The following is a 25633-nucleotide window of genomic DNA, read 5'->3' as shown; positions in this document are numbered from 1 at the left end:
TTTCTGACGACCTGTTACATACATTCTGCGGATACCGCCCCAGGCCCTCCGCGTCCCCAGCTCCGAGGAGCCGCACCGTGACCCAGGAACCCGACCCCGACCCGTCAGCCCCAGGCCCGGCCAACCCGAACGCCAACCAGAACCCCGCCCGGAACGCCGACCGGAATGCCGCCCAGAACGCCGCCGCACCGAACGCGGAGACCGATACCCCCGCCGGCGCGACCGCCCCCGCCCCCGCGCCCGCCGCGCGCCTCGACGGCGCCTCACGGCTCCGCGTCTTCGCCGTCATCGCCGTCGTGGTGCTCTTCGCGGAGATCGCCGCCCTGCAGTACACGATGGTGGCCTCCGCCGCCCGGGACATCGCGCCGTCCTTCCCCGGCGTGAACGCGAATATCAGCTGGATGGTCATCATCTTCGGCCTGGTCGGCGGCGCGACCACGCCCATCATGGGCAAGATGTCCGACCTGTGGGGCAAGCGCCGGATCATGCTCGTCTCCGGCGTCTCCTTCGCGGTGGGGACGCTGATCTGCGCGCTCACCAGTTCCTGGGCCCTGTTCCTGGTCGGCCGGGCCCTCGAAGCCGTCGCCATCAGCGCGCCGACCGTGGCGTACGGGCTGTTCCGCGACATCCTGCCGCGTCGCTACATCCCGGCCTCCATCGGCGTGATCGCCACCGGGCTCGGCATGTCGGCGCTGGGGGCGCCGCTGCTCGGCGGCTGGCTGCTGGACCACTACTCCTGGCGCTCGCTGTTCTGGTTCCTGCTGATCTTCATCGCGGTGGTGATGCCGCTGCTGGTCCTGGTGGTCCCGGAGACCCCGCTGCGCACGCACCAGCGGCTGGACGTCACCGGCGCGCTGCTGCTGGCCACCGGCGTCGGCCTGGTGCTGCTGTACCTGTCGAACGGCGCGACCTGGGGATGGGGACGTCCCACCGCCTGGGGCTGGCTGGCCGGCGGAGTCGTCCTGCTGCTCGCCTTCGTCGCGGTGGAGCGCCGTACCGCCGAGCCCATCATGGACCTGGAGTTGCTCTTCTCCCCCAAGGTGAGCGTGGTGCTGCTGGCGGCCCTGCTCGGCAGCGTGGTCGTCGGCGTCCAGGGGTACTCCATCCCCTACATGCTGCAGACCCCCACACACACCCAGCTCACCCAGTTGCTCACGCAACAGGTCGTCGGTGCGGCCCACGGGCAGATACCCGCCGCCATGATCCCGGCGGTTCACATCAACTTGAACGCCCTGATGGCGTACGGACTGGGCGCCACCCTGCTCGGCTACGGCCTGCACTCCGCCGTCTTCTCCGGCGGCACCGGGATGCTGGCGGGCGGTGCGGCCGGCGAGTGGTCGCGCAAGGTCGGACCCCGGCTTCCGCTGATCGCGGCGATGGCGACCTTCACCCTCTCCACCCTGCTCTACGCCTTCTACGCCCACTCGGCCTGGCAGTACGCGGTGATCGCGGTGGTCTTCGGCCTCGGCTTCGGCTCCTTCTACGCCTCCGCGCCCAATCTGATCGTCGAAGCGGTACCGGCCCGCCAACAGGGCATCAGCGCCGGCATGCTGGGCGTCGTCAACAGCCTCGCCACCTCGGTCGGCACGGCGGTGCTCACGGCCTTCCTCGCGGCCAACCCGGCCGAGTTCAAGGTCAGCATCCCCGGCGTGCCCGCCTCCCTGACCGGCGGGTACCACGTCATTCCCAGCATCTACGCGGACTCGGGCTACCGCGACGGCCTGCTGTTCGCTGCGGGCGCCGGCGCACTCGGCCTGGTGGTGGCCATCCTCATGCGCCACGGCCGCAAGCCGGCCACCGGCGGGATGGCCAGCAACTGAGTTCGCTTCAACGGTAGCTGACCCTTACTCAGACAAGTCGACGGTCAGCCCACCCGGATCAGACTCCCCTGCGGGTCGATCCGGTCGGCGCCCTCCTCGTCGAACCAGATCCCGCCGGTGGCGAGATACCGGAACCGGTGCTCCCCCGGCGGGAAGGTCACGGTCACCGTCCTGGTGCCGTTCCGCCGCCGGACCAGCTCGGCCGCGCCGGGCTGCCATCCGTTGAAGTCACCCACCACACTCACCGTTCCGTCCGGGTGTTCCTCACCCAGACGGAACGTCACCCTGGTCCGCCCACCGAACAACCGGGTACGCGTCAACAACGCCCATCACTCCCTTCCTTCGTACGCCCCGTACGCCCCCACCCCGGGGACCCCACCGGACAGCATGCCGAATGCCCGCCCCCGGCGAAAGGGAACCCCGGCCCGGCGTCCCCGCTACGTCCACTCGGCGTCGCCTCTGCGCCCTCTCCTGGACCTGCCGGCATCGCGGCGCACCCGTCAGGGCCCGGCTGGCGCTACTCTCCAGTAATGGCCACTGCGACCGCCTTCTACGTCCCTGCGGGCCCCGCCGACGACGGGGACGCCCGCTTCACCGCAACGCCGCTGACCCGCGGCCCCTGGAGCCCCGACGCCCAGCACGCCGGGCCGCCGGCCGCGCTGCTGGGCCGCGCGGTGGAGCAGCGCGCCGACGCACGCCCCGACTTCCGGGTGGTCCGGATGACCTTCGAGGTACTGCGCCCGGTCCCGATCGCGGAGGTCACCGTCTCCACCCGACTGGCCGAGGCGAGCCGCAGCGTGGAGCGGGTCGAAGCCGAGCTGCGCGGCCCCGACGGGCGGGTCGCGATGCGGGCCACCGCGCTGCGGATGCGCAGCGCCGAGTCGACCCCCGGGGCACCCGGCACGCCCGCGGTGGAGGTCCCCCTCCCGGTCGCCGGGCCCGACGACTGCCCGGGCAGCGTGTTCCCGGTGCGCTGGGACGAGGGCTACCACACCGCCGTGGAGGTCCGTTTCGCCTCCGGGGCCTTCACCGAACGCGGCCCCGCCGCCTGCTGGTTCCGTCCCCGGTACCCGCTGGTCGCGGACCAGGAGACCTCCGGCCTGAGCCGGGTGCTGATCGCCGCGGACTCCGGAAACGGCATCTCCGGCGAGCTCGACATCACCCGGTTCCGTTACGTCAACGCGGACCTGACGGTCCATCTGCTCCGTGAGCCAGTGGGCGAGTGGGTCGGCCTCGACTCCCGCACCAGCATCGACCAGACCGGCATCGGGCTCACCGACACCCTGCTGATGGACGCGAAGTCCGGCATCGGCCGCGCCGCGCAGAGCCTCTTCGTCGCACCCTGGTAAACCGACTCCCCGCGAGCCCGCTCCCCCGTACCGACGCACAGAACCGGACGTGCCCACCCCGTGCCCCAACAGATCCTCAGTTTCACCGAATCCGACGTCCCCGCCGACCTGCGGGCCCAGGCCCTCGCGCTGCAGGAGCAGGCCTGGCCGAGCGAGCCCGACCCGCAGGGCCGGGTACCGGATCAGCGCCACGACCCGCTGCTGCACCCGGTGTCGATGCTGCTGGTCACCGACGCGCCGGGGGCCGCCGACGGCGACGCCCCCACCGTCGTGCTGGCCGCCCTGGATATCCTCACCAAGCAGTTGGAGCACCGCGGCCACCTCTACACCGCCTCGGGGCTCAGCCGCGTCGTCACCGACCGCGCCCGGCGCGGCTCCGGCCACGGCCGGCGGCTGGTCGCGGCCGCCCGCGAGGCGATGGCCCTCAGCGGCGCCGACCTCGGCGTCTTCACCTGCGACCGGCCGCTGCAGCCGTTCTACGAGAGCGCGGGCTGGGAACTGCTCCCCGGCACCGTCCTGGTCGGCGGCACCGCGGACGAGCCCTTCCCCAGTGACCAGTTCGACAAGGTCACCATGGCCTCGCTGTACTCCGCGTTCGCGCGCACCCGTGCCGCCGACTTCCATGGCACGCGGATCGAACTGTTCCCCGGTGGCATCGACCGGCTCTGGTAGCGCCCGGCACTGGCAGCGCCCGCCCGGCGCGTGGGGTCCCGCGCCCCGTCGTGATCAGCGACAATGGCACGGCACGGCACGGCCCCGCCCCCGACCGAACAGGGAAGCATGAGCACGCTCACCGTCACCACGGCCAACGTCAACGGCCTGCGCGCCGCCACCGGCAAGGGCTACGTCGAGTGGCTGGCCGCGACCACGGCCGACGTCGTCTGCCTGCAGGAGGTCCGCGCCGAGCCGGAGCAGCTCGCCGACCACGTCCGCGCCCCCGAGGGCTGGCACGTGCTGTGGGCCCCGTCCGTGGCCAAGGGCCGGGCGGGGGTCGCCCTGCTGTCCCGCGACGAGCCGCAGGCACAGCGCATCGGCTTCGGCTCCGACGAGTTCGACGTGACCGGCCGCTACGCGGAGATCGACCTGCCCGGTCTGACCGTGGCCAGCCTCTACCTCCCCTCCGGCGAGGTCGGCACCCCGCGTCAGGAGGAGAAGGAGCGCTTCCAGGCCGAGTTCCTGGACCACCTCAAGGCCCTGCGCGAGCGCGCCGCCGGCGACGGCCGCGAGGTCCTGGTCTGCGGTGACTGGAACATCGCACACCAGGAGGCGGACCTGAAGAACTGGAGGACGAACCGGAAGAACTCCGGCTTCCTCCCCGAGGAGCGCGCCTGGCTCAGCCGGGTCCTGGACGAGGCCGCCTACGTGGACGTGGTCCGCCGCCTGCACCCGGACGTCGAGGGGCCGTACTCCTGGTGGTCCTACCGGGGCCGCGCCTTCGACAACGACTCCGGCTGGCGGATCGACTACCAGATGGCCACCCCCGGGCTCGCCGCCAAGGCCACGTCGGCGATGGTGGAGCGGGCGGCCACCCACCCGGAACGCTGGTCCGACCACGCGCCGGTGACCGTCACCTTCGAGCTCTGACCCCACGGCTCCCCGGCTCAGGGGACGTGGGGACGGGCGGGCTGCGGGCGGCTCGCCGCTGGGCGCCGGGCGCGGGCAGACTTGAGTCTCCCCCGGGGGGAGACGCGAGAGTGGGTGCATGAACGGCGACACGCTCTACTCGATCGGTGACCTGGCCCGGCGGACCGGGCTGACGGTCAAGGCCATTCGGTTCTACTCCGACCGCGGGATCGTGCCGCCCACCGACCGCAGCCCGGCCGGCTACCGTCGCTACGGCATCGACGCCGTCGCCCGCCTGGACCTCGTCCGGACGCTGCGCGACCTGGGACTGGACCTTCCGACGATCCGCAGGGTCGTGGACCGGGAGGTTTCGCTGCCCGAGGTCGCCGCCGCGCACGCCGAAGCACTGGCGGTGCAGATCCGAACGCTGCGGCTGCGGCGCGCGGTGCTGACGGCGGTGGCCAGGCGCGGGTCCACCCCTGAGGAGATGGATCTCATGCACAAGCTGGCCAAGCTCTCCGAGGACGAACGCCGCCGCCTGGTCGGCGACTTCCTCGACACGGCCTTCGGCGGTCTGGACACCGACGCCGGGTTCGAGGGCATCATGCGGTCGATGACCCCCGAGCTGCCGGACAGCCCCGAGGCCGAACAGGTCGAGGCCTGGGTGGAGTTGGCCGAGCTGTCCCAGGACGCGGATTTCCGCGCCTGCATGCGGCGCATGGCCGAGCACTACGCGAGTGACCGTGCCGGGGCCAATGGCACAGGCCTGCGACGCGATCCGGCGGCAGCGGTCCTGGCGCGGGTCCGCCCAGCCCTGGAGGCCCGGGTCGACCCGGCCTCCCCCGGCGCCGATCCGGTCGTCACGGCCGTCCTGGACGAGTACGCGCAGACCCTCGGCCGTCGGGACGAGGTCGACCTTCGACGTCGACTGCTGACCCGGCTGGAGAGCGCGAACGACCCGCGCAGGCAGCGGTATCTCCGGCTCCTCGCGGTGATCAACGGCTGGCCCGCACCCGAACGCCAGTCGCCGTCGTTCGACTGGTTCATCCAGGCCCTGAAGGCCCGGATACCGGGCTAGCCGGCCGGCCGCGACGCGGCTGCCCGGGTGGCCGCTCGGGCCTCGGCCAGCAGCAGCGCGACCAGGACGACGACCAGGCCGAAGAACTCGGCCGGCGCGGAGAGCAGGGTGCCGAGCGCGGCTGTGGCCAGGGCTGAGGCCGCACCCACGGTCCGGTAGCGCAGCGGGTCGATGCCCAGCGCTCCCCGGAAGGCGACATTGCCGGCGAGGAAGAGCGCCACGCCTCCGGCGAGCGCGAGGGCCGGTGCGGTGTCCAGATGGCCGGAGAGGTGCCCGATCGACCTCTTGACCCCGGCGGCCAGGAGGGCGATGCCGAGCAGCATCGGGATGAAGCTGTAGTAGTACGCGGCCATGGTGAGGCGGAAGCGGGAGATCCCGGAGGCGCGGTGCAGTGCCTCCTCGGCGGCTGCCTCGTCCTGGTCGAAATACGTCCACCACAGGGCCAGCGCGAGCGCGAGGGCCAGGGAGATCCCGCCGAACAGGGCCCAGTCGAGCCGAAGGCCGCCCGCGCCGGCCCCGATGGCGATGACGGACTCTCCGAAGGCGACGATCAGCAGCAGCCCGTGCCGCTCCACGAAGTGCGCCGGATCGAGCCCGCCCACCTGATCGGTGACCCTGGCCCGGATGCCGGTGCCGTCGCCCCCGGTATCGTGGTCGCCGGTGCTGTAGTTGCCGGTGACGTGGCTGGAGATCAGCGGGGTGACGTTCTGCAACAGCAGCGCGGCCACCCACAGCAGGTCGGCGTCCCGGCCGCCGACCGCGCCCGCCGCGGTGACACAGAGCGCGGCGAGCACGTTGGTCAGCGCGAAGCTGAGCACGTAACGCCCGTGCACGATCGCGTAGAGCGCGCTGTGCACCAGGGTGACCAGCAGGAAGCCGAGCCCGAAGGCCACGCCGTCGGATCCGAAGACGCCGGGTATCGCCATGGCGCAGGTGAGGAATCCGCACATGCCCAGGAACAGCGGGAGCCGCCGCGCGATGGTCTCCGGCGGCACCTGGTTGGTGAGGTACGCGTAGGCGCCGTACATCCAGAAGAGCACGGAGAAGAGCAGCAGCACCCGTCCCGCCTGCGCGAACGACAGGTCGCGGGCCAGCAGTACGGTCAGCTGGGTGATGGTGAAGACAAAGACCAGATCGAAGAAGAGCTCCAGAGTGGAGACCCGTCGCCCCGGGGTCCCGGTCTCCGCCGTGGCCCTTGCGGCCTGAACACTGGTCATCTGGTCCCCCGATAGGCATGGTTGATCACAGCGCGGCCGACACCCTAACAACCGAGGCGGGGAACGGATCCGCCACAGGCGGACCTACCAGTGGGTAGAGTCGTCCGGGTGACCCTTGATCAGAACCCGGCGCGTACCGCCCGGATGATGTGGACGTTGTTCGAACCCCTGCACGCGGTGACCTACTTCGCACCGCAGGCGCGGGCCGCGTTCGAGGAGGTCGGCCTGCACGGTTTCTGGCGTGGCTACTTCGGCGGACGAGCCGCACCGCTGGGCCGGGTCGGACCGGCGCCGGTGTTCGCGGCGTTCTACGGCTTCGCGCGCCCGATGGTCGAGCGCGCCCTGCCGTCGCTCTGGGAGCTGGCCGACCCGCAGCAGGCGCTGGACGCCCGGGCGGCGGGAGCGCGGTCCTCGCTGCTGGCCCTGCTGGCCGAGGCCAACGGCAATTCCAACGCCAATGCCAACACCGAGACCGACACCGAGGCCGACGTCAGCCGACTCGCGGAGGCGGCACAGCTGTGCCGGACGGCGGCCGAGTCCGTCGAGGTGACCGGCCGGGTGCTGGCGGCCGCGAACGCCGCGCTGCCCTGGCCGGAGGATCCGCTGGACGTCCTCTGGCACGCGGCCACCGTGCTGCGCGAACACCGGGGCGACGGCCATGTCGCGGCGCTGCTCGTCGCCGGCCTCGACGGCTGCGAGAGCCTGGTGTGGCGTGCCGCCGTGGACAACGACCGACGGCTGCTGCAGCCCGCCCGCGGCTGGTCGGACCAGGAGTGGGACGCCGCCGGTGCCAGGCTGACCGCCCGTGGATGGCTGCACCCCGACGGCAGCCCGACGGAGGTCGCCACGGCCGCGCGCGAGCAGATCGAGACGACCACCGACGTCCTGGCCGCAGCCCCCTGGCAGGCGCTGGGCCAGAGCGGGGTCACCCGGCTCACCGAACTGCTGCGCCCGCTCGCCGACGCGGCCACCAGGGCGCTGCCCTTCCCCAACCCCATCGGGCTGGGGTCAGGGGCGAACGCCCTGGATCCGACCGGAAACTGACGCAGCGTCATAGTCGCTGGCCGCTACGGCGGTCAGCGCAGGCCGGCGAAGAGGTCGTCCTCGGACTCCGGGGTGGGAACGTTGCTGAACTGCCGGACGAAGGCCTCCTGGCCGAACATCCGCTGCTGGCCCTCCTCGGGCATCCGCAGCATGAAGATGTTCTCGCCCTGGCTGGCATGCGCCTCCAGCGCCTTGCGCTTGCGGACCACATAGGGCGACACGTCCACGACCGTCGTGATCAGCTCGTCCGGGGTGCCGAAGTCCGCGGGTGGCTCGAAGCCGCCCAGGTCGACACCGGTCGAGCGCAGGTAGTCGAAGAGTTCGACCGCCGCGCCACGGGGGATCGCGGTGTGGTAGAACTTCGCCGGAATCCCGCTCTTCTCGATCGCCGCCACCGTGATGCGATGGGCCTGGATGTGGTCGGGGTGGCCGTAGTTGCCGTTCTCGTCATAGGTGACCACGACATCGGGCCGGTACTTCTCCATCAGCCCGGCGAGCCGGTCGGCCGCGTCGTCCAGGGGGACGTTGGCGAAGGCCACCGAACGGTCGTTGGCCTCCCAGCCCACCATCCCCGAGTCGTGGTAACCGAGCAGCTCCACATCGGAGATGCCGAGCAGTTGCACCGACTCTGCCAGCTCCTTCAGCCGCAGTTCGCGGACCGCCGCCTCGTCGTGATCGGGCGCACCCGGCTTGATACCGCCGGGTCCGTCGCCCTGCTCCCCGTTGGTACAGGTGACCAGAACAGTGCGGATGCCCTCGGCCGCGGCCTTGGCCAGCACCCCGCCGGTGGACAGCACCTCATCGTCGGGGTGGGCATGAACAGCCATCAACGTCAGCTGACGATCCATCGGTTGCAGTCCTCCGTAAGAGACAGGTTCCAACGACGCCGTCCCACCCTATGCGCTCACCCGCCGCCCCGGCCCCGCCCTCGCATCGCGACCGCTCCGCTCCGCTCCCGGATCAGCGCAGGACGGAACGCGCGACGCGGAAGCCCACGTCATCGACTTCGAAGCTCGGGTGACTGCGGCGCCGCGCAGAGGCCCGGCAGCTCCAGTGCTCGTCGAACCAGCCGCCACCTCGGAGCACCCGGTAGCTGCCGTAGACCTCGGCGTCGTAGATGTCCCAGCACCAGTCCCAGACGTTGCCGAGCATGTCGTAGAGGCCCCACGGGTTGGGCTGCTTGCCGCCCACGTCATGGATCCGCTCGTCGGCGTTGCCGCGGTACCAGGCGATCTCGTCAAGCGGCCCGTAGTGCGGCCCGGTCGTACCGGCGCGGCAGGCGTGCTCCCACTCCGCCTCCGTCGGCAGCCGGTACCCGTCGCCGGCCGGGTCCCAGTCGATGCCCTCACCGTCGGCATGGAGGTGGTAGACCGGCGCGAAGCCGTCACGCCGGGACAGCTCGTTGCAGAAGCGAACGGCGTCCCACCAGGACACGCCCTCGACGGGCAACTGATCTCCCTCGGCGAGGCTCGGCCGCCGGCCGGTGATCTGCGCGTACAACCCCTGGGTGACCGGGAACGCCGCGAGCCGGTAGGGCGCGAGGTCCACCGACCACGTGCGCTGCGTCCGCCGGTCCGCCAGCGTCACCCGCCCCGGCGGGACGTCGACCATCATGTGCCCTGCGCTCATGTCCATGATCCGCCGATCCTACCGGTGCCCGCCGCGGACGATCACCTCTCGCGCCGCCGAGCGCCCCGACGGCCACAGTCGCCGCCCGGACGCGCGAATCTCCGTCAGGGGGACGGCCTGGCGGCGGCGATGCGTTGGCGGGAGGCCTCGTAGAGGACTGCGGTGCCGGCGTTGGCCGCGTTGAGGGAACTGGCCGCGCCGGACATTGGGATGCTCACGGTGTGGTCGCACAACTCGCGCCAGCCGCTGCTGAGCCCGCTGGTCTCATTGCCGATCAGCAGCAGGACCGGCTGGGTGAAGTCGAAGTCGAAGACATCGCACTCGCCGTGCTCGTCGGTTCCGACCATCACCACCGGCCGCCCCGCCGAGCGGCGGACGTCCAGCCAGTCGGTCACCTCGCGGGGCGAGGGAACCCGGACGGCGGGCAGGGCGAACAGCGAGCCGGTGCTGGCGCGTACCGACTTGGAGTCGTAGACGTCTGCGGCGTGCCCGGCCACGATGAGGCCGTCGGCGCCGAAGGCGTCGGCCGAACGGATGATGCTGCCGATGTTCCCGGGGCTGGTCGGACGATCGAACAACACGCCGAGGAAGTCGTCGTCGACCCTGATCCGGTCGAGGTCGTCGGCGGGCATTCCGATCACGGCGATGATCTCCGGCGCCGACTCGTTCTTCTCGCCGAGGTCTGCCAGCAGGTCCGAGGCCATGGCGACCTGCTCGGCCCGGACGGCTCCCAGCAGTTCCGTGGCCCACCGCGACAGCGTCCGCTGCCCGTCGAAGATCAGTGTCCGAACCGGCCAGCCGTGCTCCACCGCGAGCGAGATCGGCCGCACGCCCTGGACCAGGAATTCCCCGGCCCGCTGCCGCTTGTTGCGGTTGGTGAGCAGGGCCTGCCACTGCTGGAACCGGGCATTACGTGAGGTGATTCGCTGGACCGCCGGCACCTGTCCCCCTGGTGTGATCGCGCTGCGTCATACGGCGGGACCGGCCTCCGCACCCGCGTACCGGCCCGCTCCACCCGATCAAACCAGAGTTCCTCCGAATGCCCGGATCGCGCAGGCAGCCGGGCCAGGCGGAGGTGTGCGGGCTACGAGGCGTCGGGGGGCGTGGGGGCGCAGGTGAAGCCGAGCCCCTGCAGCGCGCGCATGACCTCGGCGGCGCTGAAGTCCCGCCGGTCCTGCCGGGTGACGACCGCGCCCACCTGCTTGACCGGGTACCAGCGGCGCCCGATCCGCACGCACGAGCCGGTGATCGGCTCGGGCTTGATCCCGCTCAGAGCCGCTTCCACCTCGCTCGCCTGCAGGTAAAAGGAGTGTCCAGCGATGGTGCAACGCATCATGCCTCGCAGGTCGAAGGGGAGGCGTCGCCAATCCCGGCGGACGCCGGGCGAACGCCTGCCGCTGCCACCTGCGGGAATACCCGCCCGGCCACGACCCAGCACACGCCGACGCTACTGAATATGGAAGATATAGCGAATGGAAGGATTCATCAATGTGGGGTAAATGAACCCAAACGGGTATCGTCCCTGCGGCATACCGCTCGAAGAACTGAAATTCGGCGGTGTTCCACCAGCACCGGAAAGCCTGAGCAGGCTCCTGCTGCGGGTGGTGACATCCGGCCTGGCTCACTCTGAAGATCCGGCCGGACGGCTCGGCGGCTGGCCGCGGTGCCTACGGTGACGGCTGGGTGGAAGTCTGGTGCTTGTGGCCTCTTTGACCACCCGAGAAACGGTTCACGGTGGTCGTGTTCGCACTCTACCACTCACGGCCGGACGGGCCGTTCGCCCCGCTGAGCATCGATCCACGGACCACCGGTCCGCCGGCCGCCGCCGCGCGGGCTCCGGCGGCGGCGTCCGTCCGGACCAGCTACTGCTCCTGGCCGAGCGCACTGAGCTGATCCATCTCCGCACCGGTGAGCCGGAGGGCGCCGGCCGCCACATTGGCCTCCAGATGGTCGGGGTTGCCGGTCCCCGGGATCGCCAGCACATGCGGGCCCAGTTGAAGAGTCCACGCCAGGCGGACCTGGGCCGCCGTGGCGCCGTGGGCCGCGGCGATGGCCAGGATGTGCTCGTTCTCGACCCCGCCGGCGACCGCACCGCGCTCCCGTCCCGCGCCGGCGATGGCGAAGTAGGGCACGAACGCAATGCCCTGTTCACCGCAGAGGCCCAGCACCTGATGATGCGTCCGGACGTCGATGTTGAACCGGTTCTGCACGCACACCACCGGAGCGATGGCCTGGGCTTCCGCCAACTGTGCGGCGGTGACCTCGGAGACGCCCAGGTGCCGGATGAGTCCGGCGTCGCGAAGTTCGGCGAGTGCACCGAAGTGCTCGGCAATCGACGGCTGGGACATCCTGCGGAGGTTGACCACGTCGAGGTGATCGCGGCCGAGCTGGCGCAGGTTCTCCTCCACCTGGCCGCGAAGCTGCTCCGGCGAGGCCGAGTACCACTCGCCCGACGGATCCCGGCCGGGTCCGACCTTCGTGGCGATGACCAGGTCCTCCGGGTACGGGGACAGCGCCGTATTGATCAGTTCGTTGGCTGAGCGCAGCCGGGAGAAGTAGAAGGACGCGGTGTCGATGTGGTTGACGCCGAGCTCGATCGCGCGACGCAGCACCCTCATCGACGTATCCCGGTCGCTCGGCACGCCGAGGTCGAACGCGGCGTCGCCGGTCAGGCGCATGGCGCCGAGGCCGATCCGGTTCACGCTCCTATCGCCCAGCATCCATGTGCCTGCGGCCGATGCATCGGTAGTAGTACCAGTGTTGTTCAAGTCCGCGGTCCCTCCGTCGTGATCGTCTCCACCGACGACGAATCATGGAGGAGTGGCCACGACCGTGAAAAGGCGCAGCTGGATGGGGGAATGTCACACCGCGGGCGGGAACGTGACGATGCAACGGATCGTTTGAACTGATGAGCATGCCGCTGGTCACCGGCTCCGTGATCAGGGCAGCACGATGGCCCTTGGCCCTGAGCGGCGGCAGCCGTCCGATGGCAGCCCGCGACGCCCCGCGCCGGGCACGACAGCGCCCACCCCGACCAATGGGGGTGTGTGGCACAGGGCCTGACGTAGCAGGACATTGCCGTACATCGTCGTAGCCATGGCCCTGCGGCCCTCGGCCGACCACCGCAAGCGGGGCGACGTGACGCAATCGTGACAGATTGCTGTTGACCGTATACGTACACAGCCCGTTGCCCCGTGCCACTCTGGACCCCCGAGTTTCGGACTCTTGGCGCAATCGACCCTGAATCCCCGCGAGTTGTGGAGGTGGCGGAGTGCAGACCGCAGAAGGCGTCGCGGTACTCGTCGAGGAGGCGGCCGCGGCGACCCGGTACCTCTGCGCCGGCGCGCACCTCGACGAGGAGTTCGCCCGGAAAGTGGTCGAGGAGATCGAGGACGAGCACCACCGGGCCTACGCCCCCACCTTCGGGATCAACATCATGCTGGTCCACCAGCACGCACGGCAGGCACTGCAGCGCGTCGCCGACCGCGACACGGGGCTCGTGGTCTGTCTGCTGGTCTCCCTGGCGCTCCAGCCGGCCCTCACCCTGGTGATGTGGGTGCTCATGGTCTTCATCTCCGGCCCGCCCGCCGGCCTCGACCCCCGGCCCGCCCGGCTACGGCACCCGGTCTCCGGACAGCAGGGCGGCGGTCAGGTGCGGGTGGTGGTCGGTGCCGTCGTGCGGCTGCTGATCGCGCTCGCGGCGATGGCCATCGTGGCGGAGTTCGCCCCCATCCTGCCCTGGCCGCTGGTCTGGATCCACGGGCTGGTGCCCGACCTCATCATCGGCTACCCGCTGCTGGTCCTGATCCCCTGGATCATCACCTGGCAGGAGCGTTCCTCCGCCTGGCACATCGTCAGCAAACGCCTCACCAGCCGGGGGTTCGCCACCGGCTACCCCAACGGCGTGCCGGAGGGCCCGATCACGGACGGGAACATCACCGTCTACAGCGGCTACTCCCCCTTCATCGGCTCCGGTGTCGAGCTCGACTCCTGGTCGACCACCACCCGCCTCAACGCCACGCGTGACCTGGTCGGGGACATTCCGCCGCAGCGGGAGCCGTGGACCGTTCCGGTGACGGCGGGCGAACTGGTCGAGGGCCTGGTCGCGCAGCTCAGCGAACTCGGCCAGGAGACCACCGACTCGGCCGACGGCATCGCCGGACTGACCGTCACCGAGAAGCTGTTCGTCGACGGCACCGTCGTCCGGCAGAACGCCGTGCGCCTCAGCGGGCTGACCAAGGCGGTACTGCCCGACGAGAACTCGACACCCGAGTACTGGATTCCCGAGGAGATCGTCCGCAGGTATCGCGGGTACCACCGCGGCCCGATCCGGCACTGCCTGCGCAGCCAGGTCGCGGCCTGGGGCGCCGATCTGGTGCTCTCGGTGTTCCTGCAGGTCACGGTTAGCGGCGGCACCCTCTACCTGGAGTCGACCACGTTTCTGCTGCCACCGGTGAAGGAGGCCTACCGGGTCGCGGACTCGGTGGTGGACGCACCGGCCCCCGAGGTGTCCTACCTGCCGGCCGACCGGGCCGGAGGGGACGATTCGGTACTCGGGGCCCAGTCGGTCGCGGCGGGATTCCTGGCGCTGGTGAGCTCGCCGGTGCGGCTGTACCGAGCCCTGCGCGCCCCGGCCCGGCGCCGCAAGCGCAACTCGGAACTGCTGCAGGCCATCAAGAGCGACCTGACCTTCGACTACGGCGCACGCCTCAGCCTGCGGGACCTGGCCTCCGGACCGAACTACCGCAACTACTTCCAGCGCGTCGACGTGGCCCGGATCTCCCGTCAGATCCACCTGCGCACACTGGACTTCGTGGCCACCACCCTGGTCGAGCGCGACATCGACGTCTCCGAACTCCTCGAACGCAGGACCGCCGTGTACAACTCCGGCGTCCTGATGACCGGTGGCGCGATGCACGGCACCATCGTCGCCGGCCAGGGCAACACCGTCATCGAGCAGGTCCCCACCGACGAGAGGGCGAAGAAGAAAAAATGACCAGTACGGCGGAGAACGGCGGCAGCAGTGCTGGCAGTCGCGGCGACGGCGGCGCCCGGGCCGCGGGCAGCCCGGGGGCGGGCAACAGCGGGGTGGTGATCAGCGGAGGCACCGTGAGCGATTCGGTCGTCGTCGCCGGAGAGAACAACCGCACGGTGGTCAACCAGGCCCAGCCCGGAGCCCCGGGCCTGGACCGGGCCCGGTCCGCCGCCCAGGAACTGCTCCGGCTGCTGGCCGGGACCGGCGACTACGGCCTGGAGTCACAGCCGGCGGCCCAGGCCACAGCCATCGCGGAGGAGTTGGCGGAGGAGCTGGCGGAGCAGGAACCGGACGGCAAGCGCGTCCACAAGTGGCTCGGCAAGCTGTCCGGGCTGGTCGCAGGCGCGGCACCGCTGATCGAGCTGGTGCTCGCCATCGAGGAGGGCCTCAAGCTCACCCTCGGCGGCTGAGCCCGGCGGCCGCGCCCGCGCGGGGGTAGCCGCGGCGGAGCGCCCGGGACGGCAGGCCAGCCCGGGACTCCACACGCGGCGGGTCAGCGGCGCAGCCACTCGGCGGGGGTCAGCCGGTCAGCGCATCATCCCGCCGATGATGCCGCCCATGCCGGCCGCCTCGGTGTTCTCCGCACCCCCGGCGGGCATGTAGGGGGCCAGCGAGTGGGCCAGGTTGGGCAGCGGCATGCTCTGCAGCCAGATCTGGCCCGGGCCGGTCAGCGCGACCAGGTGGTAGCCGTCACCACCGAAGATCTTGTTGGCGATGCCCGGGACCCGGGTGATGGTGAACTGCACCTGCTGGTCGAACATGCCCACATGGCCCGGGTGCACCAGCATCGTCTGCCCGGGCGCCAGGGCGTAGGTGGTGAGCTCGCCGGACAGCTCGATCCAGGCCCGGCCCTGCCCCTCCAGCCGCTGCATCACGAAGCCGTCGCCGCCCCACAGCCCGCCGCGGAAGCTCTGCTGCAGGCCGACCGACGGGGTGACCCCCGGGGTGCCGCAGAGCCAGCCGTGCCGGTGCACCATGAACGACTGGCCCGGCATGATGTCGACCGGCACTATGTGCCCGGGGACCTTGGACGCGAAGGCGACCAGGCCGGGCGAGCCCTGGGCCTGGTACTGGGTCAGGAACAGGCTCCCGCCGCCCAGCACCCGCTTCATGGCGCCCATCAGTCCGCGCCCGCCACCGGCAGCGCCCTGGCCGCCGGACATCGTCTGCGACATCTGCATGTTGGACGACATCCACGACAGCTCGCCGTGCTGCGTGACCACGCTCTCGCCCGGTGCCAGCTGTACCTCCAGCACCGGCATGGTGCTGCCCTTGATGTCAGCCTGCATGGCCGCCGCCCCCTTGTCTGCCTGTCCGCAACCGCTGGGCCCTGTGCCCCTGTCGCGCACGCTAGCGCGTCCGCCCGACACCGCAAGCACCGGGCCCTGATCTGTAGCCGGACCGGCACGGGCCCGGCACACACCCGGTACGGACCCGCGTCCCCGCTCCCCCGCCCCGCGCGGTGCGCCGCCGCCTCGACCTGATCACCGGGGTACGCGAACTGACTCTGCCGCGTTCCCGCCGGAACCCGCGCCGGGCCCCGCTGAATCAGAGGATGATCCGATGCCCGGCGATCATTTCCGCCGCCCCGGTGCGGACCTGTGCGCCCGACTCTCCGACGGCGCCGCGCACTTCTGGCCCGCCCCGTCGTTCCCACGAGTATTCGCAGCTCCCAGCCGTCGCGTCAACACGGAGATCGCCGCAGAACCCACGGGTGGAATTCGTGCGATGTCATAGGAGAAATCGCCCGGATCTGGAAGCGTGGTGCCAGCGCGGATTTCCGGGAGCAGTCCCCCGCCGTCCGGAAAAGCGTACGAATGTATGGAGGTATGGATGAGCCGTGTCGCAGGAAAGTACGGAAAGCTCGGTCCCCGCTTTCCGGTCGCCCTCAAGGACTTCACCGCCTACGCGGCGGCCCCGCTCCCCGCTCCCCCGGCCTCGGTCGACTGGGCGAGCGGCGTCAGCACCTGGCCCATGGACGGCAACGACCAGTACGGCGACTGCACCATGGCGGCCGCCGCGCACCTGATCCAGTCCTGGAACGCGCAGACCAAGGAGCAGGACCCGGTCCCGACCGCGCAGCAGGTCGTCGACCAGTACTTCACGCTGTCCGGCGGCCAGGACAGCGGCCTGGCCGAGTCCGACGTGCTCAAGGCCTGGCAGACCGGTGGCCTGTGGGGCAACCAGGTGGTGGCCTACGCGCCGGTCAACGTCCACGCGCTGACCGCGATTCGGCAGACCATCGCGCTCTTCGGCGGGGTCTACGCCGGCATCCAGGTGCCGTCCAACGCGCAGCAGCAGTTCCAGGCGGGCCAGCCGTGGACGCTCGACCCGGGCTGGCAGTCGCAGCCGATCGAGGGCGGGCACGCCATCCCGTTGCTCGGCTACGACGCCGACTGGCTCTACGTGATCACCTGGGGCGCGGTGCAGAAGGTCGCCTGGGACTGGTGGTCGACCTACTCCGACGAGGCCTGGGCGGTGCTCGCCCAGCAGTACCGCGAGGCGGGCACGGTCAACGGCATCGACCTGGCCACCCTCACCGCGGACCTCAAGGGCGTCTGACCCGCACCGGCCGGGCTACTCGGCGCCCCGGGCTACTCGGCGCCGGGGACGCGGGCGATGATCCCGGTCAGGTCCGCCCGGGGCGGGAGCGTGCCGAAGGCGAGACCGCGGTCGCCGGCGAGCCGGCTGGCGCAGAAGGCGTCGGCGACCGCGGCCGAGGCGTGCCGCACCAGCAGCGCGCCCTGGAGTACCAGCGCCATCCGCTCGACCAGGCGGCGGGCCCGCAGCTCCGCGTCGGCGCTGTCGGCGAGTTCGCCGCGCAGCTCGCGCCAGGCCTGGTCGAGCCGGGCGTCCGCGCCCGCCGCGGCCGCCACCTCGTCGGTGTAGGCCTGCAGGGCGTCGGGCTCGCGGCTCAGGGCACGCAGCACGTCGAGGGCGTTGACATTGCCCGAACCCTCCCAGATCCCGTTCAGCGGCGCCTCGCGATAGAGCCGAGGCATGCCTGATGCCTCGTCATATCCGTTTCCACCCAGGCACTCCAGCGCCTCGGCGACCATCGCGGGCTGACGCTTGCAGACCCAGTACTTGCCCAGCGCGGTGGCGATCCGCAGGAACTTCCGCTCCGCCGCGTCCCCGCGCTGGGCGCGGTCGGCCGCGCCGGCGATCCGCAGCGCCAGCGTGGTGGCGGCCTCCGACTCCAGCGCCAGGTCCGCGATGACATTGCGCATCAGCGGCTGGTCGATCAGCGTCGCGCCGAACGCGGCGCGGTGCCGGACGTGGTGCGCGGCCTGGGTCAGCGCCGCACGCATCCCGGAGGCGGAGCCGAGGGTGGAGTCGAGGCGGGTCATGGTGACCATGTCGATGATGGTCTTCACGCCGCGGCCCTCGGCGCCGACCAGCCAGGCCACGGTGTCGTCGAACTCCGGCTCACTGCTGGCGTTGCTGCGGTTGCCGAGCTTGTCCTTGAGCCGCTGGATGCGGAAGGTGTTGCGGCTGCCGTCGGGCAGCACCCGCGGCAGCAGGAAGCAGGACAGCCCGCCGGGCGCCTGGGCCAGTACCAGGAACAGGTCGTTCATCGGCGCGCTGGTGAACCACTTGTGCCCGTGCAGCCGCCAACTCCCGTCCGGCTGCGGGGTGGCGGTGGTGGTGTTGCTGCGGACGTCGGAGCCGCCCTGCTTCTCGGTCATCCCCATCCCGGCCAGCAGGCCGCGCTTGGTCGCCGGGGTGCGCAGTCCGGGGTCGTAGCTGCGGCTGGTGAGCAACGGCTCGTAGACGGCGGCCAGTTCCGGCGCGGCCCGCAGCGCGGGGACGACGGCGTAGGTCATCGAGACCGGGCAGATGTGCCCCTGCTCGGCCGTGCTCCACACCAACAGCCCCGCCGCCCTTGCCACATGGACGCCGGGGCGGTCCTCGGCCCACGGCGCACCGCCGAGACCGGCGCCGATGGCCACGTCCATCAGCGCGTGGTACGAGGGGTGGAACTCGACCTCGTCGATGCGGTTGCCGTAGCGGTCGTGGGTGCGCAGCACCGGCTCGCAGCGGTTGGCCTCCTCGCCCCAGCGCTGCGCCTGCTCGGACCCGGCCAGGCGTCCGAGCCGGTGCAGCTCGTCCAGGCACCAGTCGGCCCCCTCGCGACGGACACCTTCCAGCAGCGCCGGGTCCTCGGCGACGTCGTGGCCGACGAGCGGCGGGGCCTGGTTGGTCACCACATGCGTGCGCACGGGGGACGGCGGCGCGGTGGACAACGCCACCGGGGCAGCGGTCACCGGCGCGGCGGTGGCGGGCACGGGGGTCAGCGGGGCGGGGGTCACGGTCACGGTGGAGTCCTCCGACTCAGCGGGGAGCGGCGGCGGGCCTGGCGCCCGCGCAACGCAGTGACATGGTGGCGAGTTCGGCGACGACGCGCCCGGCGTCGCGCCCGTGCGACGACTCGGACAGCGGGTCGACCAGCATCTCGCCGATCGCCCCGCACACGGCGGCGGCGGTCACCTCGGCGTCCTGCTCGGGCAGCAGCCCGGCGGCCACTCCCTCGCGGACGACCTCGGCGAACACACTGCGGTAACGCCGGCGGAACTCCAGCCGCTCCTGCTCGATCGCGGGCTCGGACGGAGCGGCGAGCAGCGCGTACGCCAGGCCCCGGCGCTCCAGGGCACGGCGGGAGAACACGGTGACCCCGGCGGCCAGCCGCTGCACCGGATCGCCGTCGCCGTCCCGCAGTACCCGGTGCAGCACCTCGACCTCGCGTCCAGCGGCGCGCCGGAACACCTCCACCGCCAGTGCCGCCTTGGACTCGACGTGCTGGTAGACCGATCCGGCGGACATCCCGGCCGCGGCCGCGACCGCGGTCACCGAGGCACCGGCCCAGCCGACCTCGGCGACCACCTCGATCGCCTGGTCGATGAGGCGCTCCCGGGCGGCGGCGAGCCGGTCCTCGACCGCGGTGGTCCTGCGATAGGCCATGCAAGAAGTGAACCACTGTTCAGACCTTCAGTCCATCATCGCGACCGCATCGCCACGGCATCCCGACCACGGTCCCCGCGACGGCCGCTCCCCGGTGGCCGGGTCCGGCGCCCGGACGCAGGATGGGCCGCAGGCACCTCGATCCGCGTGCAGTGATCAGCGGCGACGACGGGAGCGACAGCGATGGCAGCGGCAGCGAAGGCAGCGGCAGCGAAGGCAGCGGCAGCGAAAGACCTGGGACCGGTCGACTACCTGGTGGTGGCGTTCCCCGGAAACAAGTTCAGCGGCGCCATCGCGCCGGAACTGCGCAAGCTCGTCACCTCCGGAGTGGTCCGGATCATCGACCTCACCTTCGTCAAGAAGGACGCCGAGGGCACGGTGACCGTGATGGAGCTCGAGAGTCTGGAGCCGGAGGAGGCGCGGGTCTTCGCGGACATCGACGGCGAGATCGGCGGGCTGCTCAGCGAGGAGGACCTGACGCTGATCGCGGAGGAGATCCCGCCGGACTGCTCGGCCGCGCTGATCGTCTGGGAGAACACCTGGGCGGCCGCGCTCGCCCAGCGGATCCGCGAGGCGGACGGCATCGTCGTGGCGCACGAGCGGGTGCCCGCCTCCGTCGTCGAGCAGGACCTGCTCGCCATCGCCCGGTAGACAGCACCACCCCACCCCGACCCAGGGAGAGCCAGATGATCGGCAGGTCAGTCGGACGCGGTCGCCGCCCCGGCCTCATCGGTGCGGCCGCCCGGACCGCGGTGGTGGCCGGGACCGCCACCGCCGTCAGCGGGCGCGTCGCCGCCCGCCAGCAGCAGCGGGCGGCCTCGGCGGCACCCGCGCCCGAGGCCCCGGCCCCAGCCCCGGCGGCCGCACCGGCGGCGGGGGTCCCGATGGACGAGAACACCCTGAACCAGCTGGAGCGCCTCAGCACGCTCTACTCGCAGAACCTGCTCTCCGAGGCGGAGTTCACCGCGGCCAAGCAGCGCCTGCTCGGAACCTAGCCGACACGCCCCCGGCGTGGTGGCGCGGCTGCACGAACGTAGACTGATCGGGTATTTCAGGATGAAGCGGGCAGGTCCGCCGGACCGCCAACCCCTGGGAGCTCCTCGATGGCGAACGATCAGGCTGCCGACGCCGGCTACTACGACCCACGGACCAGGTCCGTCGCGCTGGCCGACACCATGGACGCCCAGGACCGGCTCGCCCTGAACGGCATGGGCAGCTTCGACTGGGACCTCGAAGCCGGCACCTACCTCCTCGACGAGGTCGGCCTGGAGGTCTTCGACCTGCGCGCGGAGGAGTTCGACGGGCGGCCGGTCTCCCTGGCCGCCCGGGTCCCGGCGGACGACGCGGCCCGGCTGGACGTGATCGTCTCCTCGGCGCTGCAGACCCGGCAGCTCAGCTTCGCCGCCTACTTCCGGGTGGTCCCGCGCACCGGCCTGCCGCGCTGGGCCCACACCCAGGGCCGCATCCTCCGCGACGGCAACGGCCGCCCGTACCGGATCGTCGGCATCGTCCGCAACGCCGACGAGGAACTCGCGCACGCCGAGGGGATGCGACTGCTGACCGCCGACCGGCGGCGGCAGACCGATTCGGTCCGCGCCACCACCGAGGCGCTGTCCCAGGCGATCACCGTCGCGGACGTGATCAGCGTGCTCACCGACAGCGAGGGACTGCGCCGTTTCGGCGCGGACGGGCTGGCCCTCGGCCTGGTCGACGGCGGCGTGATGCGCCTGGTCGCGGTGACCGAGACGCCGTCGCCGGAGCTGCGCTCGCTGGACGACCTCACCCTCAGCGGCCTGCAGGACCGGCTGCCGCTGCCCGAGGCGGTACGGACCGGGCGGCCCCGCTTCGTCGGCAACCGGGCCCTGCTCTGCACCCGCTACCCGCGGCTGCGCCCGTACGCGGAGCAGATGGGCATCAGCGCCGGCGCCTTCCTGCCGCTGACCGCCCAGGCCAGGACCTTGGGCGCGATCGGCCTGTACTTCCGCGACCCGCGCCGGTTCAGCACCGAGGACCGCAACATCTGCATCGCGCTCAGCAGCGCGGTGGCCCAGTCACTGCAGCGAGCCATGCTGTTCGACCAGGAGCGGGAGTTCGCCACCACGCTGCAGACGACGATGCTGCCCCGGCGCACCCCGCTGATCAACGGCGGCGAGGTCGCGGTCCGCTACCGTGCCGGGCGCAGCGGCCGGGAGGTGGGCGGCGACTGGTACGACGTGGTCCCGCTGCCGCGCGGGAAGGTCGCGGTGGTGATCGGTGACGTCGAGGGCCATGACAGCCACGCCGCCGCGATCATGGGCCAGCTGCGGATCGCGCTGCGCGCCTACGCCGCCGAGGGTCACAGCCCCTCCACGGTGATGTCCCGCGCCTCCCGCTTCCTGGCAGACCTCGACACCGAGCGCTCGGCGACCTGCATCTACGCCGAGGCCGACCTGGGCACCGGGCTGCTCCGGCTGACCCGCGCGGGGCATCTGGAACCGCTGGTCAGGGACGGCAGCGGCCGGATCACCTGGCCCTCGGTGCGCGGCGGGCTGCCGCTGGGCGTGGCCACCGTGTTCCACCAGGACGACTTCCCGGAGACCCTGCTCGACCTCAGCCCCGACGACACCCTGCTGATGTGCACCGACGGCCTGGTCGAGCGCCCCGGCCAGGACATCACGCACGGGCTGCAGTCCCTCGCGGACGCCCTGAGCGCCGGCCCGCCCGGGATCGAGGACCTCGCCGACCGTCTGAGCCACGAGGCGCCCGGCGCCCCCGGCACCGGCGACGACATGGCGCTCCTGCTGCTGCGGCGCTCCGCGGACCCCGGCGGGCCCAGGCCGTTGCGCGCGGTGCAGCACGTCCACCAGGCCGACCCGGAGGGCCTGGTGGAGGCGCGGATGACGCTCCGCCAGGCACTGGCCACCTGGGGCGCGGTCAGCAGCTCGGACATCGAGCTGGCGGCGGACGAGCTGATCACCAACGCGCTGGTGCACACCGACGGCGGGGCGCAGATGACCATCGAGCTGCTCACCGGAGCGCCCCGGCGGGTCCGGCTGGAGATCAGGGACTGCTCCAGCGAGTGGCCGCGCCGCCGGACCCCGGGCGAGACCGCGACCTCCGGGCGGGGCCTGCTCCTGGTCGACTCCCTCGCCGACCGCTGGGGGGTGGACCCGCAGGGCGCCGGCAAGTCGGTCTGGTGCGAGTTCTTCCTCCCCGGCTGAGGCCCGCTCAGTACGAGCCGAACAGCTCCACCAGGGCGGTGCGGCCGAACATCTCCGCCGTCGCCGCCGCCGAGGGCTGGCCCGCGTGCGGGTCGGCGCCGCCGGCCAGCAGCACCTCGACGACCGCGTCCGCGCCCTTGAAGACCGCTCCGGCCAGCGGGGTCTGCCCCCGGTCGTTGGCGCGGTTGGCGTCCGCGCCGCGCTCCAGCAGGGTCCGCACCGCGTCGGCGTGGCCGTGGTACGCGGCCAGCATGACGAGGGTGTCGCCCCGGTCGTTGGTCAGGTCGGCCGGGGCGCCGGCGTCGACGTAGGCGGCCAGTGCGGGCGCGTCCCCGGCACGGGCGGCGTCGAAGACCTTTCCCGCGAGCTCCACGACCTCGGGATCCACCGGCTCGCTCATCACACCGCTCCTCAACCGCGCAGGGCGCTCGCACGGTCGTACGAGCGAGGCCATTCTGCCGCCTCCTCGCCCCGTGCGTCCTCCGGCACGGGCAAACGGCGGGACACCCGTCCGGGCGAACGTGCGGTGCGCCATCGGCGCAGCGGCCGGACGGTGGAGAACGATCACTCGCAGGGATGGTTACCCCTCTCCGAAAGACCACCCATTTGCGCCTATCCATCTCCTATTACTTTTTGTCACCATATAGGGACATTCTGTAATCCTCCGTCCCGAGGAGCTTCCCGTGATCCTCTCCATCTCCGGAGTCGTCCTGCTCGGCACCATCGCGTTCCTGTTCTTCCGCAAGGACGGCATGAAGATCTCGCACGCCCTGGTCTGCTCGCTCTTCGGCTTCTACCTGGCCGGCACCGCCATCGCCCCCAGCATCAAGGCCGGCGGCGCGAGTCTGGCCAGCCTCCTCGGCGGCATCAAGTTCTGAACCACCGGGTCCGTCGACCCCGCGGTCCCCGTCCCCAGCCGAAGCCCTCCGACCCCGGACCACGCCCGGGCCCAGAACCGAGAACCGAGCCCCTGATGACCCTCACCGAGCATCTCGCCCGCGGGCGCGAGTTCGCACGTACCGCCGGCGACCACGCCACCGACATGTTCGGTCCGCTGCTCACCATCGGTCGCGGCCTTCGCGCCCACGGCCGGTGGACCGTGAAGTGGTGGAACGGTCTGCCCAAGGACCGCCGCGGCCCCGCCGTCCTGCTCGCGGTGGCCGTCCTCGCCGCCGTGGCGCTGCTGCCGTACGGGCCGCTGCTGGCCCTGCTGGTGCTGATGGGCAGCGCCGCCTGGGCCGGGCGCGACCGCGCCCCCGCCGCCGAACCGGCCCCGGACACCAGCCAGCTGAAGCTCGCCGCGATCTACACCGCGCTGACGCCCTACCTGGTGCACGAGTCCGATCCGTCCCCGCTCTACGCCCACGGCGGGGACTTCAAGGACGCCTTCGGCAGCTGGGACTTCGACGCGGAGGGCCGGCTCACCGCCCTCGAACTGCGCTACCCCGCCTACTTCACCGACACCGAGCCGCACGCCAGGGCCCGGATCGAGCACGTCATCCACAGCAAGGCGGGGCGCAGCCGCGAGTACCGGTTCAGCTGGGACGAGGAGACCAACCACCTGCGCGTCGCCGCGCTGGCCCCGCTGCCCACCGACATCACCGCCCAGCCCTTCGTCACCGCCCAGGGCGAGGTGGTGCTCGGCTTCACGGACACCACCAGCACCAACCGGATGATCCCGGTGCGCCAGGGCTCCGGCACCACCCATCAGCCCCCGGTGGTCTGGCGGACCGGCCCGCGCTCCGGCGAGCCGCACCTGCTGGCGCTGGGCACCCACGGCCAGGGCACCTCGACGCTGCTGCGCTCGCTGGCGCTGCAGGTGCTGCCGTACTCCGACGTGGTGGTGATCGACGGGGCCGGCACCGGCGAGCACGCCTGCCTGGTCGGACGGCCCGGCGTGCACACGGTGGAGACCAGCCTGCACGGCTCGCTCGCGGTGCTGGAGTGGGTGACCCACGAGACCCAGCGCCGCCTGGACGCGCACAACCTGGCCAAGCGCACCGGCGGCGCCCCGCCCCAGGACACCACCCGGCCGCTGTGGCTGCTGCTGGACCACCCGGCCGAGCTCAGCGAGCTGGCCCACGCGGAGGGCAAGCCGGACCCGCAGGACCTGCTGGAGGTGCCGTTGCGGCACGGCCGCACCGCGCACGTCACCGTCGTGGTGGCGGACCACCTGGACGCCCTGGACCGGATCAAGCCCACCGTGCGGACCGCCACCCGGGCCCGGCTGGTGCTCGGCCAGCTGGACCCCGACCTGGCCCCGGAGGCGCTGGGAGCGCCGCTGGACATCACCCCGTCCAGCCACACCCCGCCCGGCCGCGGCTACGCCCGGCTCGGCGTCCAGCCGCCGGTCCGGGTCCAGGTCCCGGCCACCCCCGACCCGCTGGACGAGGAGACCCCGGCCGACCAGCGGAACGCGGTGATCGCCCTGCTCCCCCACGGCGACAGCCGCACCGAGGCCCCGGCCGGCCCGGAGCCGGTCATGCTGCCGCCGGAGAGCCCGGAGGAGCGCACCGGCGAGATCCAGCAGCCCCTGCCCACGGTGCTGCGCCTGCAGTAGCCGGCTGGCCGGTCAGCCTGCTTCCCAGCCCGCGGATCAGTCGAAACCTGATCGGCACGGGAACTGATCATCCGTCACCATCCAAGAGCCCTCGGCAATTTGCCGAGGGCTCTTGACGTACCCGGCGGTTGCGGGCTCAATAGTGCGCCAATGGACTGTTCTCAGACCATTAGCTG

25 protein-coding genes are annotated in these 25633 nt (G+C 71.8%); 14 read left to right on the top strand and 11 right to left on the bottom strand.

Annotation, left to right across the window (positions count from 1 at the left end; all coding sequences use genetic code 11):
- The first annotated feature begins 77 nt into the window (after positions 1-77).
- Positions 78-1820, top strand: a complete 1743-nt coding sequence (locus ABH925_RS06250; RefSeq protein ID WP_370145928.1) for an MFS transporter — start codon at positions 78-80, stop codon at positions 1818-1820.
- Positions 1821-1864: 44 nt separating this feature from the next.
- On the opposite strand, the gene ABH925_RS06245 is transcribed toward ABH925_RS06250, so the two are convergent.
- Positions 1865-2104, bottom strand: coding sequence for an isoamylase early set domain-containing protein (locus ABH925_RS06245; protein ID WP_370145926.1), 240 nt, complete (start codon positions 2102-2104; stop codon positions 1865-1867).
- A 246-nt stretch (positions 2105-2350) separates the two neighbouring features.
- On the opposite strand from ABH925_RS06245, the gene ABH925_RS06240 reads away from it, so the two are divergent.
- The 4 genes from ABH925_RS06240 to ABH925_RS06225 all read left to right on the top strand — a co-directional run bounded on the left by ABH925_RS06240 (position 2351) and on the right by ABH925_RS06225 (position 5810).
- Positions 2351-3169: a thioesterase family protein gene (locus tag ABH925_RS06240; RefSeq protein ID WP_370145925.1), complete on the top strand. Its 819-nt coding sequence runs from the start codon at positions 2351-2353 to the stop codon at positions 3167-3169.
- A 60-nt stretch (positions 3170-3229) separates the two neighbouring features.
- Positions 3230-3841 carry a GNAT family N-acetyltransferase gene (locus tag ABH925_RS06235; protein WP_370145924.1) on the top strand — a complete coding sequence of 204 codons (612 nt, stop codon included), beginning with the start codon at positions 3230-3232 and terminating at the stop codon, positions 3839-3841.
- Positions 3842-3949: 108 nt separating this feature from the next.
- Positions 3950-4753: an exodeoxyribonuclease III gene (locus ABH925_RS06230; protein ID WP_370145922.1), complete on the top strand. Its 804-nt coding sequence runs from the start codon at positions 3950-3952 to the stop codon at positions 4751-4753.
- Positions 4754-4871: 118 nt separating this feature from the next.
- Positions 4872-5810 (top strand): MerR family transcriptional regulator, encoded by a 939-nt coding sequence (locus ABH925_RS06225; RefSeq protein WP_370145921.1) that lies wholly within the window; start codon positions 4872-4874, stop codon positions 5808-5810.
- On the opposite strand, the gene ABH925_RS06220 is transcribed toward ABH925_RS06225, so the two are convergent.
- Positions 5807-7027, bottom strand: a complete 1221-nt coding sequence (locus ABH925_RS06220) for a low temperature requirement protein A (protein ID WP_370145920.1) — start codon at positions 7025-7027, stop codon at positions 5807-5809. The two genes, ABH925_RS06225 and ABH925_RS06220, sit on opposite strands and share 4 nt — an antisense overlap.
- 108 nt (positions 7028-7135) lie before the next feature.
- Between ABH925_RS06220 and ABH925_RS06215 the strand changes: the two genes are divergently transcribed.
- Entirely contained in the window at positions 7136-8071 is a 936-nt protein-coding gene (locus tag ABH925_RS06215; RefSeq protein ID WP_370145919.1) for a hypothetical protein, read from the top strand.
- 32 nt (positions 8072-8103) lie between these two features.
- On the opposite strand, the gene ABH925_RS06210 is transcribed toward ABH925_RS06215, so the two are convergent.
- From ABH925_RS06210 to ABH925_RS06190, 5 genes are all read right to left on the bottom strand, one after another.
- Complete coding sequence (locus ABH925_RS06210) at positions 8104-8898, bottom strand: PIG-L family deacetylase (protein WP_370145918.1); 795 nt, start codon at positions 8896-8898, stop codon at positions 8104-8106.
- Between the two features lie 133 nt (positions 8899-9031).
- Positions 9032-9706: a formylglycine-generating enzyme family protein gene (locus ABH925_RS06205; RefSeq protein WP_370145916.1), complete on the bottom strand. Its 675-nt coding sequence runs from the start codon at positions 9704-9706 to the stop codon at positions 9032-9034.
- Positions 9707-9804: 98 nt separating this feature from the next.
- Positions 9805-10641, bottom strand: a complete 837-nt coding sequence (locus ABH925_RS06200; protein ID WP_370145914.1) for a TrmH family RNA methyltransferase — start codon at positions 10639-10641, stop codon at positions 9805-9807.
- Positions 10642-10784: 143 nt separating this feature from the next.
- Entirely contained in the window at positions 10785-11033 is a 249-nt protein-coding gene (locus tag ABH925_RS06195) for an SCO5918 family protein (RefSeq protein WP_370145979.1), read from the bottom strand.
- 529 nt (positions 11034-11562) lie between these two features.
- The gene (locus ABH925_RS06190; RefSeq protein WP_370145912.1) at positions 11563-12468 is read right to left on the bottom strand and encodes an aldo/keto reductase; all 906 of its coding nucleotides are present in this window, start codon (positions 12466-12468) and stop codon (positions 11563-11565) included.
- 503 nt (positions 12469-12971) lie between these two features.
- Here ABH925_RS06190 and ABH925_RS06185 point away from each other — a divergent pair.
- A complete protein-coding gene (locus ABH925_RS06185) occupies positions 12972-14696 on the top strand; it encodes a hypothetical protein (protein WP_370145910.1) in 1725 nt (574 codons plus the stop codon).
- Positions 14693-15145: a hypothetical protein gene (locus ABH925_RS06180; protein ID WP_370145908.1), complete on the top strand. Its 453-nt coding sequence runs from the start codon at positions 14693-14695 to the stop codon at positions 15143-15145. Before ABH925_RS06185 ends, ABH925_RS06180 begins: the two co-directional genes overlap by 4 nt.
- Positions 15146-15262: 117 nt before the next feature.
- Here the strand turns inward: ABH925_RS06180 and ABH925_RS06175 are convergent, their stop codons facing one another.
- On the bottom strand, positions 15263-16024 hold the full coding sequence (locus ABH925_RS06175; RefSeq protein WP_370145906.1) for an AIM24 family protein: 762 nt from the start codon (positions 16022-16024) through the stop codon (positions 15263-15265).
- A 544-nt stretch (positions 16025-16568) separates the two neighbouring features.
- Here ABH925_RS06175 and ABH925_RS06170 point away from each other — a divergent pair.
- On the top strand, positions 16569-17297 hold the full coding sequence (locus tag ABH925_RS06170) for a hypothetical protein (protein WP_370145904.1): 729 nt from the start codon (positions 16569-16571) through the stop codon (positions 17295-17297).
- A 32-nt stretch (positions 17298-17329) separates the two neighbouring features.
- Here ABH925_RS06170 and ABH925_RS06165 read toward each other — a convergent pair whose 3' ends face one another.
- Together ABH925_RS06165 and ABH925_RS06160 are read right to left on the bottom strand one after the other, a co-directional pair.
- A complete protein-coding gene (locus ABH925_RS06165; protein WP_370145977.1) occupies positions 17330-18988 on the bottom strand; it encodes an acyl-CoA dehydrogenase family protein in 1659 nt (552 codons plus the stop codon).
- An 82-nt stretch (positions 18989-19070) separates the two neighbouring features.
- A complete protein-coding gene (locus tag ABH925_RS06160; RefSeq protein ID WP_370145902.1) occupies positions 19071-19697 on the bottom strand; it encodes a TetR family transcriptional regulator in 627 nt (208 codons plus the stop codon).
- A gap of 183 nt (positions 19698-19880) precedes the next feature.
- Here ABH925_RS06160 and ABH925_RS06155 point away from each other — a divergent pair, with 183 nt between their 5' ends.
- From ABH925_RS06155 to ABH925_RS06145, 3 genes are all read left to right on the top strand, one after another.
- Positions 19881-20348 (top strand): DUF6325 family protein, encoded by a 468-nt coding sequence (locus ABH925_RS06155; protein ID WP_370145900.1) that lies wholly within the window; start codon positions 19881-19883, stop codon positions 20346-20348.
- A 35-nt stretch (positions 20349-20383) separates the two neighbouring features.
- Positions 20384-20692: an SHOCT domain-containing protein gene (locus ABH925_RS06150; RefSeq protein ID WP_370145898.1), complete on the top strand. Its 309-nt coding sequence runs from the start codon at positions 20384-20386 to the stop codon at positions 20690-20692.
- Between the two features lie 108 nt (positions 20693-20800).
- Positions 20801-22897 (top strand): SpoIIE family protein phosphatase, encoded by a 2097-nt coding sequence (locus ABH925_RS06145; RefSeq protein ID WP_370145896.1) that lies wholly within the window; start codon positions 20801-20803, stop codon positions 22895-22897.
- 7 nt (positions 22898-22904) lie between these two features.
- Here ABH925_RS06145 and ABH925_RS06140 read toward each other — a convergent pair whose 3' ends face one another.
- The gene (locus tag ABH925_RS06140) at positions 22905-23297 is read right to left on the bottom strand and encodes an ankyrin repeat domain-containing protein (protein ID WP_370145894.1); all 393 of its coding nucleotides are present in this window, start codon (positions 23295-23297) and stop codon (positions 22905-22907) included.
- A gap of 283 nt (positions 23298-23580) precedes the next feature.
- Here ABH925_RS06140 and ABH925_RS06135 point away from each other — a divergent pair, with 283 nt between their 5' ends.
- Together ABH925_RS06135 and ABH925_RS06130 are read left to right on the top strand one after the other, a co-directional pair.
- The gene (locus ABH925_RS06135; RefSeq protein WP_370145892.1) at positions 23581-23775 is read left to right on the top strand and encodes a hypothetical protein; all 195 of its coding nucleotides are present in this window, start codon (positions 23581-23583) and stop codon (positions 23773-23775) included.
- A gap of 95 nt (positions 23776-23870) precedes the next feature.
- A complete protein-coding gene (locus ABH925_RS06130; RefSeq protein ID WP_370145890.1) occupies positions 23871-25457 on the top strand; it encodes a hypothetical protein in 1587 nt (528 codons plus the stop codon).
- The last annotated feature ends 176 nt before the right edge of the window (positions 25458-25633 follow it).

It is taken from the genome of Streptacidiphilus sp. EB129 (assembly GCF_041262645.1).
Lineage (GTDB): Bacteria > Actinomycetota > Actinomycetes > Streptomycetales > Streptomycetaceae > Streptacidiphilus.
Note: the sequence above shows the minus strand (reverse complement) of the source record. Positions and strands in the feature narration are given on the sequence as shown.

Excerpts from the sequence above, each read along its gene's own strand:
- ABH925_RS06230 (WP_370145922.1), top strand. The coding sequence starts at position 3,950 with ATGAGCACGCTCACCGTCACCACGGCCAACGTCAACGGCCTGCGCGCC.
- ABH925_RS06195 (WP_370145979.1), bottom strand. The coding sequence starts at position 11,033 with ATGCGTTGCACCATCGCTGGACACTCCTTTTACCTGCAGGCGAGCGAG.
- ABH925_RS06145 (WP_370145896.1), top strand. The coding sequence starts at position 20,801 with ATGGCGAACGATCAGGCTGCCGACGCCGGCTACTACGACCCACGGACC.
- ABH925_RS06175 (WP_370145906.1), bottom strand. The coding sequence starts at position 16,024 with ATGCAGGCTGACATCAAGGGCAGCACCATGCCGGTGCTGGAGGTACAG.
- ABH925_RS06130 (WP_370145890.1), top strand. The coding sequence starts at position 23,871 with ATGACCCTCACCGAGCATCTCGCCCGCGGGCGCGAGTTCGCACGTACC.
- ABH925_RS06170 (WP_370145904.1), top strand. The coding sequence starts at position 16,569 with ATGAGCCGTGTCGCAGGAAAGTACGGAAAGCTCGGTCCCCGCTTTCCG.
- ABH925_RS06210 (WP_370145918.1), bottom strand. The coding sequence starts at position 8,898 with ATGGCTGTTCATGCCCACCCCGACGATGAGGTGCTGTCCACCGGCGGG.
- ABH925_RS06155 (WP_370145900.1), top strand. The coding sequence starts at position 19,881 with ATGGCAGCGGCAGCGAAGGCAGCGGCAGCGAAGGCAGCGGCAGCGAAA.
- ABH925_RS06150 (WP_370145898.1), top strand. The coding sequence starts at position 20,384 with ATGATCGGCAGGTCAGTCGGACGCGGTCGCCGCCCCGGCCTCATCGGT.
- ABH925_RS06160 (WP_370145902.1), bottom strand. The coding sequence starts at position 19,697 with ATGGCCTATCGCAGGACCACCGCGGTCGAGGACCGGCTCGCCGCCGCC.
- ABH925_RS06180 (WP_370145908.1), top strand. The coding sequence starts at position 14,693 with ATGACCAGTACGGCGGAGAACGGCGGCAGCAGTGCTGGCAGTCGCGGC.
- ABH925_RS06205 (WP_370145916.1), bottom strand. The coding sequence starts at position 9,706 with ATGGACATGAGCGCAGGGCACATGATGGTCGACGTCCCGCCGGGGCGG.
- ABH925_RS06225 (WP_370145921.1), top strand. The coding sequence starts at position 4,872 with ATGAACGGCGACACGCTCTACTCGATCGGTGACCTGGCCCGGCGGACC.
- ABH925_RS06140 (WP_370145894.1), bottom strand. The coding sequence starts at position 23,297 with ATGAGCGAGCCGGTGGATCCCGAGGTCGTGGAGCTCGCGGGAAAGGTC.
- ABH925_RS06220 (WP_370145920.1), bottom strand. The coding sequence starts at position 7,027 with ATGACCAGTGTTCAGGCCGCAAGGGCCACGGCGGAGACCGGGACCCCG.
- ABH925_RS06240 (WP_370145925.1), top strand. The coding sequence starts at position 2,351 with ATGGCCACTGCGACCGCCTTCTACGTCCCTGCGGGCCCCGCCGACGAC.